Origin of the sequence: Enterococcus sp. DIV1083b (assembly GCF_051713705.1) — a bacterium.
Lineage (GTDB): Bacteria > Bacillota > Bacilli > Lactobacillales > Enterococcaceae > Enterococcus_D > Enterococcus_D casseliflavus.
On record NZ_JBIOQJ010000001.1, the window covers coordinates 3,283,561 to 3,297,064 of the forward strand.

Sequence of the window (13,504 nt, forward strand, 5' to 3'; positions counted from 1 at the left end):
AAAAAAGGAGGCGATCACTCATGCTTGGCGAACGGCTAAGAACACTCAGACTACGAACCAATCAAACCCAACAGCAGATCGCAGATCAGCTGGGAATCACCCGCGCAGCGTATTCTCATTTCGAAAATGATCGTAACGAACCCGATGGCGAGACCATCGTCAAACTCGCGGAGATTTTTCAAGTATCCACCGATTTTTTATTAGGCAGACAAGTCCCGGCAGGCTTTACGCAGCCCTCTGCAAAAGTTCAAACCGTTGCGGCCCATATTGATGATGACGTCACCGATGAGCAGATGGAAGATATCCTCAGCTATATTGAATTTATAAAACAGCGGCACGCCCAAAAGGAATGATGGAAATGGATAAAGTAGAAGAACTGATGGCCGCCTACCCAGACTTGCACTTTATTTTCGATAAAAATATGCCTGATGGTCAGCAAGGATTGTACATCGATCACCATATTTACTTGAACCCTGACCAATCACAAGAAGACCTCTTGAGCACCATCGGTGAAGAAATCGGTCATTATCTGACCAGTGCTGGCGACATTACCGCCCAAGACACCAACGAAAAACGCAAACAAGAACGCAAAGCCCGCGACATTGGTTCTGCGATCGTGGTCACGCCCTATGATATCATCGCTTGTTTTGAAGAAGGCTGCAAAACATTGGCGGCATGCGCTGATTTTTTAGGGGTTCCCCCACAAACCTTCAAAGACGCGGTCACCTATTATGCCCGCCGCTTTGACGGTATCAAAACCGAAGAAAATTATACCTTGTTTTTTCATATCGACGGCACGATTGAAGTTGTCAAAACCTTTGGCAATCAAAGTTAAGCCTTTTTCACACAAAAACAGACGTTCCTTTCCTGCTGCTAAAGGCAGCGTTGACGGAACGTCTGTTTTTTATCCTTGCATGTTGACCCGCATCAATACACGGTTCGGTCGATAGTTTTCTGAGGATTGATGAACCAATGCACCTTCCTCAAAACGATACAAATTGTATCCATAGCGTTCTTCAAAACGGACCATCCCATCGCCTTCATCTTCCCCGACAAACGACATACTTGCCACAGTATAGTAAGGAATCCCTGCGATCGTTCCCGTAAACGCATGATGGGTATGTCCACTGAGAATACAAGAGATTTGATACTGCTGCAATAATGCCACCAAACGATTGGCACCGGCCCATGCCGGCGTGCTTGCTTGGTCGGGCAACAAATGATGGTGCGTCACAAAAACGATCTTTTTCTCTTTGAGCTGCGCCAGCGTGGCTTGCAGCCATTCAAACTGTCGCTCATCTACGATACCGTCGGCATAGCCATAGCAGGAATTATCGAAAGTCACGATCGCCAATGTCTCCGTTTCATAGACTTGATTAAAAGGTGTATCACTGGCGGTTTCTACTGACTTGCCTTGCCAGCCTTGGCGAAAATGCCGTTTGATATCATGATTACCTAGCGTTACTACGATGGGCACTGAGCCAAAGGCTTTTTCTAAATATTGCTTCAAAGAGGCATAATCGGCAGGCGCGCCATCTTCGGTCAAATCGCCGCTGATCACCACCAAATCGATCGCCCCTCGCGCCTTGGCATCTTGGATACACTCTTCAAGAGGAATCAAAGGATTTTGCATGGCTGCCAGCATTCCTTGATACCCTTCTTCACAAGGCAGGTAACTTTCTCGAAAATGGATATCTGATATATGCAATACATTCATAGGTTTATCTCAATTTCTTTCTGATGATTCCAGTCAACTGGTCTAATAAGAAGACGGTCACAACGACGCCCAACAAAATAATACTTACCTTGCTCCAGGTTCTGGTTTGAATAGCAAAAATCAATGGTGCACCGATCCCGCCAGCACCGACTAACCCTAATGTTGCCGCACTGCGGACCGCAATTTCAAAATGATTCAATGCAAAGGAACTATAGATGGGTGCTAAGTAAGGGACCCGCACGAAAAACATCGTCTGCCAAAAATTGGCACCGACTGCTTGCATCTCTTCCGTCAAGCGCTCATCCATGGCTTCCATTTCTTCGGTAAACAACTTGCCCAGCATACCGATCTGGTGGACACCGATCGCCATAACTCCAGCAAAAGGTCCTGGACCTACCACACGGACAAAAATAATCGCATAAACCAGCTCGGGAAATGCCCGCAAGATATTGCAGATCATTTTGCCGATTTTTGCGACCCAGGGTGTCGAGGTCCATAGGTTGGCGGCACTCAGCAAGGTCACTGGAATCGCGCAGACTGTTGCGATCATCGTTCCTAGACAAGCGATCCCGATCGTCAGTAACAACAAGCTCCACAGATCTTCCCCACTGCCGTCATAAAAGAAGGTCCAGTCTGGCTGACTCAGCCCTTGCAAGACATCTCTTCCCATCGCTAAGGAAAAGGTGCTTAATCCAGAATAATCCAGCGTCGCAGCAGATAAAGCTAATAAAACAGCAAAGAGCCCCCATAACAGCCAAGTCGTTTTCTTCACTTCTCTGATCATCATAGGAAAGACCTCCTTACCCGCTCACTGAGAAAATCAACGATCGCTATCGTCAGCAAAATCGTCAAGATAATGATCGAGACCCGCTCATAATTCAACAATGCCAATGAGGCGTTCAAGATGACCCCGATCCCGCCGGCACCCACATACCCTAACACCGTCGAAGCTCGAACATTGACTTCAAAGGCATAAAAAGTATAGCTGGCAAACTGGCTGATGACTTGGGGAATGATCGCCCAAACGGTCACTTGAAATTTATTCGCTCCTACCGCCGCTGCTGCTTCGATCGGCGCAAAATCAATGGTTTCGATCGCTTGGAACATCAGCTGTGAAACCATACCAAAGGTAAAGACCGCGATGGTCAAAACACCAGTGGCTTCACCGATCCCAAAAATCGCTACGAACAATGCCGCCAACAATAGATTGGGGATCGTCCGCACCAGCCCTAAGAGAAAACGCATCGGCACCGAGACCCAACGGCTTTCTGTCACGACTGTTGTCGCCAACAGACTCACCGGTATCGCTGCGACTACTCCTAAAACGGTGCCTAAAAAGGACATCTGCAATGTCTTGATCAAGGGCATCATCAGTTGCGGTAGATAACTAAAGTCTGGGTGCAAAAAGCGAGCCATGAAAGCCGTCATCTGGCTGCGATTCGACCACACTTGTGCAAAATCAGCCCCTGTGATCCAGGCACTACTTTGAAAAAAGAGCAGCAATAAAAGAACCAGCAGCAGGTGTTTGTACCAATTAAAATGAACTGTTTCTTTCAGTTTCATCGATTTCTCCTGCCTTTTCTTCAAAAATTGCTTTGCCATAGATTTGTTCTAAACGCTGATCTGTCAAAGCGGCTGCGTTGCCGTCAAAAACGATCGCACCTGCTTTTAAGGCAATGATCCTTGTCGCATACTGACGAGCCAAGGGAATCGAATGCAGATTGATGACAATCGTTTTGCCCATTTCTTGATTGATCTTCTTCAGATCCTCCATCACTTTCTCTGTCGTGATGGGATCTAGTGATGCCACAGGTTCATCTGCTAAAATCACCGGCGCTTGTTGGACCAAGGCACGGGCGATGGATACCCGCTGCTGTTGCCCCCCACTCAACTGGTCGCTTCTCGTTTGCAGTTTGTCTGACAAGCCGACAGTCGCTAGCGCTTCTTTCGTTCTTTCGTAGTCTTCTTTCGTAAACAACCCTAAAATACTTTTCCAGGTCCCGTAATACCCCAAACGCCCAGACAAAACATTTTTTTGAACGGTACTGCGTTTGACCAAATTGAAGCTTTGCGAGATCAATCCGATTTGTCGACGAATCAAGCGCAATTCTTTTTTATTGGCTTTCGTGACTGATTTGCCGTCTACCCGGATATCTCCTTCAGTGATTGGCACTAAGCGATTGATCGAGCGTAAAAAGGTACTCTTACCAGCACCGCTCAAGCCAATGATGGCCACAAATTCACCTTGCTCAATCGTCACATCTATGTTCTGTAATCCTTTGACCCCATTTGGGTAGACTTTGGATACATTCTCAAAAGTTATCATCTGTTTTCTCCATTATGTAGGGACCGCGGCAAAGTTTCCCCAATCGGTCACGGTCTATTTCACTAAAAAATGCACTGGTACTGCGTATTCCACCTATTCCCCTAGTAAATCGCTGCACATCTCCGTGTCCCGTTATCCTTCTACCGCAATCCCTGATTTTTTACTCTGCTGCTCGTTGTGTATAATCGCGAATGGTATCGTAAGCAGAATCTGCTGCTTCTTCATACCCTTGGTGTCCCCACAAGCTCATTGCTTCGGCACCCTCTTCATCATCTGCCATGTTCAAGAACACTTCTTTGATCTGCTCTTTTAGTTCAGCATCCATTGATGGTTGGACGGCAATGGCGTCATTTGGAATATCCCCTTCAGTCAAGTAAAGGACTTTTAGGTCTTTGAATAAATCGTTGTCTGGAAAGCTTGATGCAAAGACATTTCGTGCCCCTTGGAACACAAAGGCGGCATCCATCTGACCATTCAAGACTGCAGTGATCTCACTTGGAATATCATTCACCGTCGTTAATGTAGCATCCGTCGTTGGATCAACTCCTGCATCTTTCAACTCGGCAACTGGGTAAATATAGCCGCTGGCAGAGTTTGGACTCAATGTGGCGATTTTTTTCCCTTTTAAGTCCGTCAATTCTGTCATGTCGCTATCCGCACGGACCAAGATTTCCCCTTTGAAGGTATTGGTTTTTTCCCCTTCTAATGGCAAGCCCGTCTCTGGATCATAAGCACCTAATTGAGAAGTCAAAATCGCTTCAGCTGCATCCATGTCTTTGGCTTGAACATAAGCGGCTGGCGGCATGATCCCTAAATCAACTTGTCCAGAAGCCATCGCTTCTACGATCGTCGAATAATCCGTTGCTAACGTTACTTCTACTTCACGGTCTAATTTTTTTGATAAATACTCAGCAAACGGTTTTGCTTGGGCTTGCATCGAGCCGTCATTATTGGTCGGTACGAATTGTACCACCAGCTTTTCTTTTTCGGCTGCGGCACTGCTGTCGCTGCTGCTGCTCCCATTCCCACAGCCGGTCAATGCGGCAACTAACGCAATTCCTAACATTCCTTTAACAATTCGTTTCAATGGCATTTTTTCTCCTCCTAATGGTTTGACGCTTTCTTACATTCAAATCATACCAAGTATCCCATCAAAATGAAGTGACACATGTCCTATTTTACCTTATTTTTACATACAATTTACATTAGATTTTATTTATCGTTCGTGTTGAGTCGAAAGGGGAACTAAGCTATACTTAAAGAAAACCATTCAGGAGTGGCTGATTTCCATGAAAAAAATCGATGATACCGTACGCCTCAGTAATTACATTGACACCTTCGATCTGCAATCTTATATGGACAATGATTTGTTAGCGATGGCCACTTTGCATTCCTTTGAAAAAGAAGAGCACCTGATTCGAACGGGTACGCCTTCTGAATACTTGTATTTTCTCGTAGAAGGAACCGTGATGGTCTATTCCTTCTCTTCGGATACCCAAACGATTTGTATTGATTACGCCAAGCCAGCTGCACCTTTAGGAGAAGCTTCCTCTTTATGGGAACTCTTGCCGAAAAGCAGTGTCAAAGCCGCTTCTGCTTGCGTCTGTGTCTGCATCCCTTTGAATCGCTACCGCAACACCTTGCAACAAGACGTCCGCTTTTTGCAAACCATCTGTCAGTTGCTCAGTTCCCGCTTGAATTCGGGGATCAACTTAGCGAATTCATTGACGGAACCTGTAGAGACACGGTTGGCCAAATTTATTCTTGCGCATCAAGAAAATCAACACTTCTCCTTCCAGTTGACCACCTGTGCGGCGATCTTGAATGTCAGCTATCGCCACCTGCTGCGAACCTTTACCAGCTTTCGAGAAGACAAGCTGATTGAAAAACAAAAACAGGGCTATGCAATTCTCGATTTCCCCGCTTTAGAGTCGCTTGCCGAAAATTTAAGCCATGTGTAAGGATCAGTTCCCAAGAATGTTCGGGTTTTCCCTGAGTAGGCATTCCTGATGTTGGTCTTGCTCTTAACTCGCGCTGTGACAAGCGTTTGCCACCGTGTCAGGCAAGCGAGAAGGGCAACTGCGCCTTATTTTCTTACAAAAAACCCGATCCTTGCTGATATTCAGTCGAGGATCGGGTTTCTTTTGCTTATTTCACGATGGCTAAGAAGTCTTCTCCTTGCAAGACATCGGTTTGGTTCATATCCATCACATCTAAATATTGCGGGGTGTTCGTCACAACGATCGGTGTGATCGTGGATAAGCCAGCTGCTTTGATCGTATCTAGATCAAACTTCACTAACAAATCGCCGCGTTTGACTTGATCGTCTTGTTTAACAAAGACCTCAAAGCCTTTGCCGTCTAGTTCCACAGTATCCATACCAATATGCATCAAGACTTCGGCTCCATCCGTGGTGGTCAAACCAACGGCATGGCCAGTAGGAAAGAGCGTCGTGATGGTGCCATCTGCTGGCGCATATAAAGCCCCGACGGTCGGTTCGATAGCGATACCTTTTCCTAATGCACCAGAAGAAAAGACTTGGTCTTTGACTTCTGCTAAGGGAACCACTTTGCCTTCTAACGGACTGCTGAGGATCACTCGTTCTTTAGACGAACTCTCTGTGGGTGCTGCTGGCTCTTTTGCTGGTGCTGCACTGGCATCAGTTGCTGGCTGATCTTCAAAACGTAAGAAGAAGGTCAAGACAAACGCTGCGCCAAAAGCGATAGCCGTGCCGATCGAAGCTGCGATCAGACCACTTAGATCTTTCGTATCTTGTGGGATAAAGGACGGCAGACTTAGTAAGCTGACTAACCCAAAGGTATAGTTTTCGACTTGGCTGAAGCCAATGAAGGCACCACCGAGGGCACCACTGATACACGCGGCGATAAATGGTTTTTTCAATGGCAAAGTCACCCCGTACACCGTCGGTTCTGTGATCCCAAAAATTGAGGTGATTGTTGAAGAAAGGGCCAAGCCTTTCAATTTCACATTTTTTGTCATAAAGAACACTGCTAGCGCTGCACCCCCTTGAGAAAGGACAGCTGGCAATAGCATTGGTACCATGGTATCGACACCAGTTTGGCTGAGATTCAACATGATGATCGGTACAAAGCCCCAGTGCATGCCAAACATCACAAAGACTTGCCATAAACCACCCATGACAGCCCCAGCGATCAGTGGGCTGAAGTGGTAAATGCTGTCATAGGCACTACCTAACAAGTTTCCTAAAATCGTTCCTAGTGGACCGACGACAATAAAGGTCAATGGCGCCATGATCAAGAAGACCGCTAAAGGCACACAGATGATCTGTAAGAAGCTAGGAATGACTTTTTTAAAGAAACGCTCCACATAGCTTTGTAAAAAGACCGCTAATATAATCGGAATGACGGAAGACGTATAAGCACTCGCACCAATAATGACCGGAAGGCCTAAGAAACTCAAGGTTTGCCCAGCTAAAGCGGTGATGTCTGGATGAACCAACGCCATCGCTAAGGAAACCGCTAGAAATTCATTGGTACGAAACTTCTTCGCTGCAGTAAAAGCCAACATCACTGGTAAATAGGTAAATAACCCATCGGCAATCGCATACAATACGGTGTAGACCCCAGAATCAGCCGCTAACCAATTCAAGGTGACTGCCAGCGTCAAGAATCCTTTTAAGACCCCGGCACCTGCCATTGCGCCTAAAAATGGCGTAAAGATCGACGAAATAATATCCACCAGTTGATTCAACAAATTGCCTTTGTCGCCTTTGCTGTCTGCTTCGCCATCAAAGTTCGCTACTCCATTCAATTCACGGTAAACGTCACTGACATGACTGCCGATCACCACTTGGTATTGTCCGCCGCTTTGAACGACTTGGATCACATCGTCGTCTTGATTCAAGCGTGCCGTATCCGCTTTGTGCTCATCTTTTAATTTGAAACGCAAGCGGGTCGCACAATGCACCACGCTGTTGACATTTTCTTTGCCGCCCACCGCATCAAGGACGCGAACGGCAATTTCTTTATTTGAACTCATTTTTTCAACACTCCTTTTTTTTATAAAAAAACCCAGATTGAAAAAACGACCGTCTAACGAGTTTTTTCCTCGCTGACTGTTGTCTTTTCAATCTGGGTATTGCCTGCCTGACAGTAACAATCCGTTAATGATTGAATGTTAATTGGTTTGATCATTGACGACACGTTCGATGTGGATCGTTAAGTAGATCATTTCTGATTCACCGATCGATTTGTCGTAGGTTTTGATCAAGTACTCGTTGATCCGTTGGACCGTTTGAAACGCTTTAGGGTACTTCGATTGCACAAGGGCAAATAAAAACTCATCTTTTTCCCCTGAAAGTTCATCGCTTAAATAACGCTGCGCAAAATACTGCAAATGCGTGGTGATCCGTTGATAATTCAAGGAATCTGGGTTAAAGACTCGTCCATAAAAGCGACTGATGATCGCCAGTACGTCACGTACGATTTCTACCGCTTGCATCGTGGTTTCCATCGTGCCATTGGCTTGTTCGCTATTGACGATATGAAAGGCGATAAAGCCGATCTCCGATTCTGGCAATGTAATCCCGAAGACTTTTTCAAAATAAGCAACGGCATCTGCTGCAACCGCATACTCTTTCGGATAAAACTTGCGGGTCTCAAACAACAATGGATTCGGCAGCTCAATGCCTTCACGTGCCCGAACCAGCGCATAATGGATATGGTCGGTCAGGGTCAAATAAATATTTGGCGACAGCTCGATCCCCAAGGATGCTTCCGCATCATCCACCACTTGCTTGACAGCTTCGACTTCTTCCACAGGAATGTCTGAAAACAATTGCTGAAACTGATTTGCAGTAAAGGTATCCTTTAACACAAATTCTTTTTCGACAAAGGCTTCATCCACTGGATCGCCGACTTTTTTCTTAAACGCAATGCCGCGACCCATATAGATCACTTCCTGACCGGCATCATTGGTCGAGATGACGACATTATTATTTAAAATTTTTCCAATAATCATCGCTTTCCCTCACTCCAAAATAAAAAAACCTAGAATCTCCCCGTTAGCGCGCTGCGGTCAATTCTGGTTTTGCCTGCCGAACAGTAACAATCCTTGTAACTGAAAGAATAATAACACACCCCTGTGGCAGATGCAACCCTTTTCAAGCAGAATTTCTACAACGGGTTTTTCCTTTGTTATACCATTGAAGGGTTCTCCTTGCAACATCCTTCACTACCTAAAATGCTTTGTTTTTTAATAAAAAAAGGAACGGCCCAGCTGCAGCCATTCCTGATGTATCAAAGTTGCTTTCTTTGCTGTCCCATGCGCCGCTCTTTCATCGCCGTTCCTAACGTACCATAGGTGAAGACAGCGATCCCCAGCCAAATAAACGCAAAGGCGGAAAATTGGGCCAGTGAATAGGTTTCGTGAAACAAAAAGATGGCTAACAAAAGCATGATTGTCGGGTTGACGTATTGAATAAACCCAAGCGTAATGTAAGAAACATTTTTCGCGGCTTCCGCAAACAGAAGCAGCGGAATAGCCGTCACGATCCCAGCACCCATCAATAAGAGATTGGTTTGCAAGGGATAATTCATAAAGCCGACGGTTGAAAATCCTAAAATATACACGAGCGCAAAGGGGAAAATCACCATCGTTTCGATCGTTAACCCAGTAACCGAACTAATGGGGATCCTTTTTTTGATCAAGCCATACGTACTAAAGGAAAAGGCCATGATCAGTGAGGCATAAGGAATCGTTCCTGTTTGGATCGATAATAAGATCACCCCGATACTTGCCAGCAGACACGCCAGCATGCCAGTACGACTAAGACGTTCCTTCAAAAAAACGGTCGCTAACAAGACATTGACAAGCGGATTAATATAATAGCCTAAGCTGGCTTGCATCACGTGGCCCGCACTCACCGCGAAGATAAAGGTGAACCAGTTGATGGAGATCAGCACAGAAGCTAAAACGATCAGTCCAGCAAATGCTTTGTTCTTCCACAGCAGACGCGCTTCTTGTAAAAATTGCGTTTTCTTCCCAGAAAGCACGATAAACAACACCATAAAAACAAAGGACCACACGATTCGGTAGCACATCGTTGCTAATGGCGAAACCCCAACGATTATTTTCCAATATAGTGTGACCAAGCCCCACAAGACATAGGCAGACAATCCAAAATAAACGCCTTTATTCTTCATTTTCTCCCTGATTTTTTTCCATTAAAGCAAGCCTTTAATGAAAAAAAATACTCCTCCTAAACCATAAGTTATCTTATTATATCGAATTTTTTGGTTTTTCATAGAGTTTCATGAAATAAATCAAGAAAAGCACCCTTCAAAGAAAGGTGCCCCTCTTTATTCCAGTGGTTCTTCTGCCCCTTCTAGCCAAACGGCTTCTGGCTTCTGATCACGAATCAAGAATAGCCCCGTTGCAAACAGCAGTCCAGAAGCGATCGTCATCAATAAGAAAGAAACATTCATCCCATGAAGCAGTGCACTTGTTCCTGTTAAGGTCGTGCTTTTTTGCGCCACACTATTCATGATCCCGACAAATAGTGCTGTCCCGATGGCGCCTGCCACAGTCCGCAAAGAAGTCAATAACGCTGTTCCATGCGCCGTCAGCTGCGGCGGAATATTTTTATTTCCCCATGTCACGAAGGGCATCAACAAACAACCTGTGGCGGCACAGCGCAGCATGTTCAAAACCACTGCTACCCAAATACCCGTGTGCATATGGATAAAATACATGCCGATGTTGCTCAAGACCAGTGAGCCGCCGCCAAAAAGCGTCAACAAACGGATGCCGACTTTGTCATAGATTCGCCCAGCCACGGGACTTAAGAAAGCCGAGACCAGAGAGCCTGGCAAAACGACTAATCCCGAAATCGTCGCTGATTTGCCTAAAATCGACTGCACGTATAGCGGCATCAGCATCGCCGAACCCATCAAGACCAAGTAAAGCATGATACTGCCAAAGACACTGATGGCATACTCTTTTGTTTTTAAGACCCGCAGATCCAAAAATGGAGTTTCCGCTCTTAACTGACGGAAGACAAAGAAGATCCCTGCTACCAAACCGAGCCCTAAGGTTCCTAAAACGGGTAAGCTGAAAAAGCCATAGCTGCCGATATTGCCAAAACCTAAAGTAATCCCACCAAAGGCGAAGGCACTCAAAACAAAAGAGGTCTGATCAAATTTGCTGTTGCTTACTGGCAACACATCATCAAAAACCTTTATGGCCCAAATCAGTGAAATCAAAACGATCACGGCAACGATATAAAAAATCGCATGCCAGTTCAAGCGGTCCACGATCACCCCAGCAAGAGTCGGTGCGATCACGGGTGCCGCGGTGATCGATAGTCCATACCAGCCCATCACGACACCGATACGATTGATCGGATAGATCGATAAGAGGATCACTTGCGCCATTGCGGTCAAGATTCCATTGCCTACGGCCTGCAAAATACGAGCAAGCATCATGACTAGAAAATTGGGAGCTGCAGCACAAAGCAGCAAGCCCACCAACGCAATTCCTAAGGCAGCGAGATACAGCTTTTTGGTTGCCACACGATTCATAAGATATGCCGTCAAGGGCATAACGATCGCCATCGCCAAGGAATAACCGCTAGTCAGCCATTGTCCCGTAGTGACGGAAATCTGCAGGTCAGTGACGATGGCGGGTAAAGCCGTCGTCAAGGCAGTCGCCAACATGGATACGGCAATACATGTAATCATTAAATTAATAAAAATCAGCGTCCGCTGACGTTCCGTTCGTTGGACTGTTTCACTCAATCAACGTCCGCCTCCTTCTCAAGATAAAACTGTTCGATTTTTGCTAAGGCTTGACCAAAGGCTTGTTTTTCTTCTGCCGTCAAATAGGTCAGCATTTCTTGGTGCGCCTTACTGCGTTTTTCTTTCATTCGCTGTGCCTCTTCCTTGCCTGCTTCCGTCAGCGAAATCAGATGGCTGCGTTTATCTGTCGGATCGACTTCTTTTTGGATCAGCCCTTTTTCAGCCAGTTTTTTTAGTAGCTCGCCAGTGGATGTCGAGCGAATCGCTAAATACGCGGCGAGATCTTTTTGGGTCAACGTCCCTTTTTCGTCCAATACCAGTAGGCAATTGAACTGTCCCCGACCTGGCATAAAACGCCCATATTTTTGTTCCGCATACCGCCGATTTAATTTATACACTTCAAACAATCGTTCCACGATTTCTTGTTCGGAAACCATCGACCTTCAGCTCCTTTCGCCTCTTCACTATTTAGATAGGTACCTAGTTAAAAGTCCGCTCTCCATTTTACATAGGTACCTATCTATTGTCAAGAAAGGATTGACAATGAGAGCGGGTACAGCAACCAAAAACAAAAAAAGCATTGAAACTTACGCTTCAATACTTTCCTCGTGGTTCTTTTTCTCAGCAAACTCTGCCAGCAGTTGCCGAACTTCATCCGTTGATTTAGTATTCATCAATTTTGCCCGCAAATCACTGGCTCCAGGGAAGCCTTTGACATAGATTTTAAAGAAACGATGCAATCCTGCGATCGAGCGTGGCACCATTTTGGCGTAATGGTCCTGCAAGTCTAATTGCAGCTGCAACAAGCCTAATAGCTCTTCTGAGGTATGCTCTTTCGGTTCTTTTTCAAAGGCATAGGGATTCTTGAAAATACCCCGACCGATCATGATTCCGTCTACGCCATATTTTTCTGCTAGCTCTAAACCTTTGGTACGATCAGGGATATCGCCGTTGATCGTCAGCTTCGTTTGTGGGGCGATTCTATCCCGCAAGGCAACCACTTCAGGAATCAATTCCCAATGGGCATCGACCTTGCTCATTTCTTTGCGGGTTCGCAAATGGATCGAAAGGTTGGCGATATCCTGTTGCAGGACATGGGTCAACCAAGCTTCCATCTCCCCTAGTTCGGTATAGCCCAGACGAGTCTTGACACTGACCGGCAGACCGCCAGCTTTGGCTGCTTGGATCAGCTCAGCAGCAACTTCTGGTCGCAAGATCAAGCCGCTACCTTTGCCTCGTCCAGCAACGTTCGGCACTGGACAGCCCATATTTAAGTCGATCCCTTTAAAGCCCATCTCCGCTAAGCCGATACTCATCTCACGGAAATACTCTGGCTTGTCGCCCCAAATGTGGGCCACCATCGGTTGCTCATCTTCGGTGAAGACTAAACGTCCTCGCACACTGTCGCGTCCTTCTGGATGGCAGTAACTATCGGAATTGGTAAATTCCGTAAAGAAAACATCTGGTGCGCCGGCAGCTTGAACGACATGCCGAAAAACGACATCGGTGACATCTTCCATTGGTGCTAGGATAAAAAAAGGCTTCGGCAATTCAGCCCAAAAATTTGTTGTCATGATTTACGCTCCATTTCTTTGTCCAAGGATCTTATCTTATGACCCCACTTGCAAAACAAACCCCATTATACTAAGAATGCGTCAAAGAAGCAAAAGAGCAAGATACGCG

General features: G+C 46.0%; 14 protein-coding genes. 3 read left to right on the forward strand and 11 right to left on the reverse strand.

What is annotated here, in order from left to right; translation table 11 throughout:
* The first annotated feature begins 20 nt into the window (after positions 1-20).
* Together IGI69_RS15540 and IGI69_RS15545 are read left to right on the forward strand one after the other, a co-directional pair.
* Positions 21-353 carry a helix-turn-helix domain-containing protein gene (locus IGI69_RS15540; RefSeq protein ID WP_015510522.1) on the forward strand — a complete coding sequence of 111 codons (333 nt, stop codon included), beginning with the start codon at positions 21-23 and terminating at the stop codon, positions 351-353.
* A 5-nt stretch (positions 354-358) separates the two neighbouring features.
* The gene (locus tag IGI69_RS15545; RefSeq protein ID WP_010748974.1) at positions 359-835 is read left to right on the forward strand and encodes an ImmA/IrrE family metallo-endopeptidase; all 477 of its coding nucleotides are present in this window, start codon (positions 359-361) and stop codon (positions 833-835) included.
* 69 nt (positions 836-904) lie between these two features.
* On the opposite strand, the gene IGI69_RS15550 is transcribed toward IGI69_RS15545, so the two are convergent.
* The 5 genes from IGI69_RS15550 to IGI69_RS15570 all read right to left on the reverse strand — a co-directional run bounded on the left by IGI69_RS15550 (position 905) and on the right by IGI69_RS15570 (position 5,136).
* On the reverse strand, positions 905-1,717 hold the full coding sequence (locus IGI69_RS15550; RefSeq protein WP_086291559.1) for a metallophosphoesterase family protein: 813 nt from the start codon (positions 1,715-1,717) through the stop codon (positions 905-907).
* A 4-nt stretch (positions 1,718-1,721) separates the two neighbouring features.
* Positions 1,722-2,504, reverse strand: a complete 783-nt coding sequence (phnE, locus tag IGI69_RS15555; RefSeq protein WP_438741388.1) for a phosphonate ABC transporter, permease protein PhnE — start codon at positions 2,502-2,504, stop codon at positions 1,722-1,724.
* Positions 2,501-3,280, reverse strand: coding sequence for a phosphonate ABC transporter, permease protein PhnE (gene phnE / locus IGI69_RS15560; RefSeq protein ID WP_438741391.1), 780 nt, complete (start codon positions 3,278-3,280; stop codon positions 2,501-2,503). Before phnE (IGI69_RS15560) ends, phnE (IGI69_RS15555) begins: the two co-directional genes overlap by 4 nt.
* The gene (gene phnC, locus IGI69_RS15565) at positions 3,252-4,043 is read right to left on the reverse strand and encodes a phosphonate ABC transporter ATP-binding protein (RefSeq protein ID WP_005230661.1); all 792 of its coding nucleotides are present in this window, start codon (positions 4,041-4,043) and stop codon (positions 3,252-3,254) included. The genes phnE (IGI69_RS15560) and phnC overlap by 29 nt, the downstream gene beginning before the upstream one ends.
* Positions 4,044-4,203: 160 nt before the next feature.
* The gene (locus IGI69_RS15570; protein WP_086338762.1) at positions 4,204-5,136 is read right to left on the reverse strand and encodes a phosphate/phosphite/phosphonate ABC transporter substrate-binding protein; all 933 of its coding nucleotides are present in this window, start codon (positions 5,134-5,136) and stop codon (positions 4,204-4,206) included.
* Between the two features lie 196 nt (positions 5,137-5,332).
* Between IGI69_RS15570 and IGI69_RS15575 the strand changes: the two genes are divergently transcribed.
* Positions 5,333-6,004, forward strand: a complete 672-nt coding sequence (locus tag IGI69_RS15575) for a cyclic nucleotide-binding domain-containing protein (protein ID WP_086338763.1) — start codon at positions 5,333-5,335, stop codon at positions 6,002-6,004.
* A 187-nt stretch (positions 6,005-6,191) separates the two neighbouring features.
* Here the strand turns inward: IGI69_RS15575 and IGI69_RS15580 are convergent, their stop codons facing one another.
* From IGI69_RS15580 to IGI69_RS15605, 6 genes are all read right to left on the reverse strand, one after another.
* Positions 6,192-8,063 (reverse strand): beta-glucoside-specific PTS transporter subunit IIABC, encoded by a 1,872-nt coding sequence (locus IGI69_RS15580; RefSeq protein WP_086338764.1) that lies wholly within the window; start codon positions 8,061-8,063, stop codon positions 6,192-6,194.
* Between the two features lie 138 nt (positions 8,064-8,201).
* Entirely contained in the window at positions 8,202-9,044 is an 843-nt protein-coding gene (gene licT, locus IGI69_RS15585; RefSeq protein ID WP_016608476.1) for a BglG family transcription antiterminator LicT, read from the reverse strand.
* A gap of 278 nt (positions 9,045-9,322) precedes the next feature.
* Positions 9,323-10,228 (reverse strand): EamA family transporter RarD, encoded by a 906-nt coding sequence (gene rarD / locus IGI69_RS15590; protein ID WP_005230654.1) that lies wholly within the window; start codon positions 10,226-10,228, stop codon positions 9,323-9,325.
* Between the two features lie 156 nt (positions 10,229-10,384).
* A complete protein-coding gene (locus IGI69_RS15595) occupies positions 10,385-11,821 on the reverse strand; it encodes an MDR family MFS transporter (protein WP_254777721.1) in 1,437 nt (478 codons plus the stop codon).
* Positions 11,818-12,258, reverse strand: coding sequence for a MarR family winged helix-turn-helix transcriptional regulator (locus tag IGI69_RS15600; RefSeq protein WP_438741396.1), 441 nt, complete (start codon positions 12,256-12,258; stop codon positions 11,818-11,820). The genes IGI69_RS15595 and IGI69_RS15600 overlap by 4 nt, the downstream gene beginning before the upstream one ends.
* Before the next feature lie 150 nt (positions 12,259-12,408).
* Entirely contained in the window at positions 12,409-13,395 is a 987-nt protein-coding gene (locus tag IGI69_RS15605) for a tRNA dihydrouridine synthase (protein ID WP_005230648.1), read from the reverse strand.
* Positions 13,396-13,504 lie beyond the last annotated feature (109 nt).

Bases quoted from the DNA above. Each gene is read 5' to 3' on its own strand.
- IGI69_RS15540 (WP_015510522.1), top strand. From the start codon at position 21: ATGCTTGGCGAACGGCTAAGAACACTCAGACTACGAACCAATCAAACC.
- IGI69_RS15545 (WP_010748974.1), top strand. From the start codon at position 359: ATGGATAAAGTAGAAGAACTGATGGCCGCCTACCCAGACTTGCACTTT.
- IGI69_RS15550 (WP_086291559.1), bottom strand. From the start codon at position 1,717: ATGAATGTATTGCATATATCAGATATCCATTTTCGAGAAAGTTACCTG.
- phnE (WP_438741388.1), bottom strand. From the start codon at position 2,504: ATGATGATCAGAGAAGTGAAGAAAACGACTTGGCTGTTATGGGGGCTC.
- phnE (WP_438741391.1), bottom strand. From the start codon at position 3,280: ATGAAACTGAAAGAAACAGTTCATTTTAATTGGTACAAACACCTGCTG.
- phnC (WP_005230661.1), bottom strand. From the start codon at position 4,043: ATGATAACTTTTGAGAATGTATCCAAAGTCTACCCAAATGGGGTCAAA.
- IGI69_RS15570 (WP_086338762.1), bottom strand. From the start codon at position 5,136: ATGCCATTGAAACGAATTGTTAAAGGAATGTTAGGAATTGCGTTAGTT.
- IGI69_RS15575 (WP_086338763.1), top strand. From the start codon at position 5,333: ATGAAAAAAATCGATGATACCGTACGCCTCAGTAATTACATTGACACC.
- IGI69_RS15580 (WP_086338764.1), bottom strand. From the start codon at position 8,063: ATGAGTTCAAATAAAGAAATTGCCGTTCGCGTCCTTGATGCGGTGGGC.
- licT (WP_016608476.1), bottom strand. From the start codon at position 9,044: ATGATTATTGGAAAAATTTTAAATAATAATGTCGTCATCTCGACCAAT.
- rarD (WP_005230654.1), bottom strand. From the start codon at position 10,228: ATGAAGAATAAAGGCGTTTATTTTGGATTGTCTGCCTATGTCTTGTGG.
- IGI69_RS15600 (WP_438741396.1), bottom strand. From the start codon at position 12,258: ATGGTTTCCGAACAAGAAATCGTGGAACGATTGTTTGAAGTGTATAAA.
- IGI69_RS15605 (WP_005230648.1), bottom strand. From the start codon at position 13,395: ATGACAACAAATTTTTGGGCTGAATTGCCGAAGCCTTTTTTTATCCTA.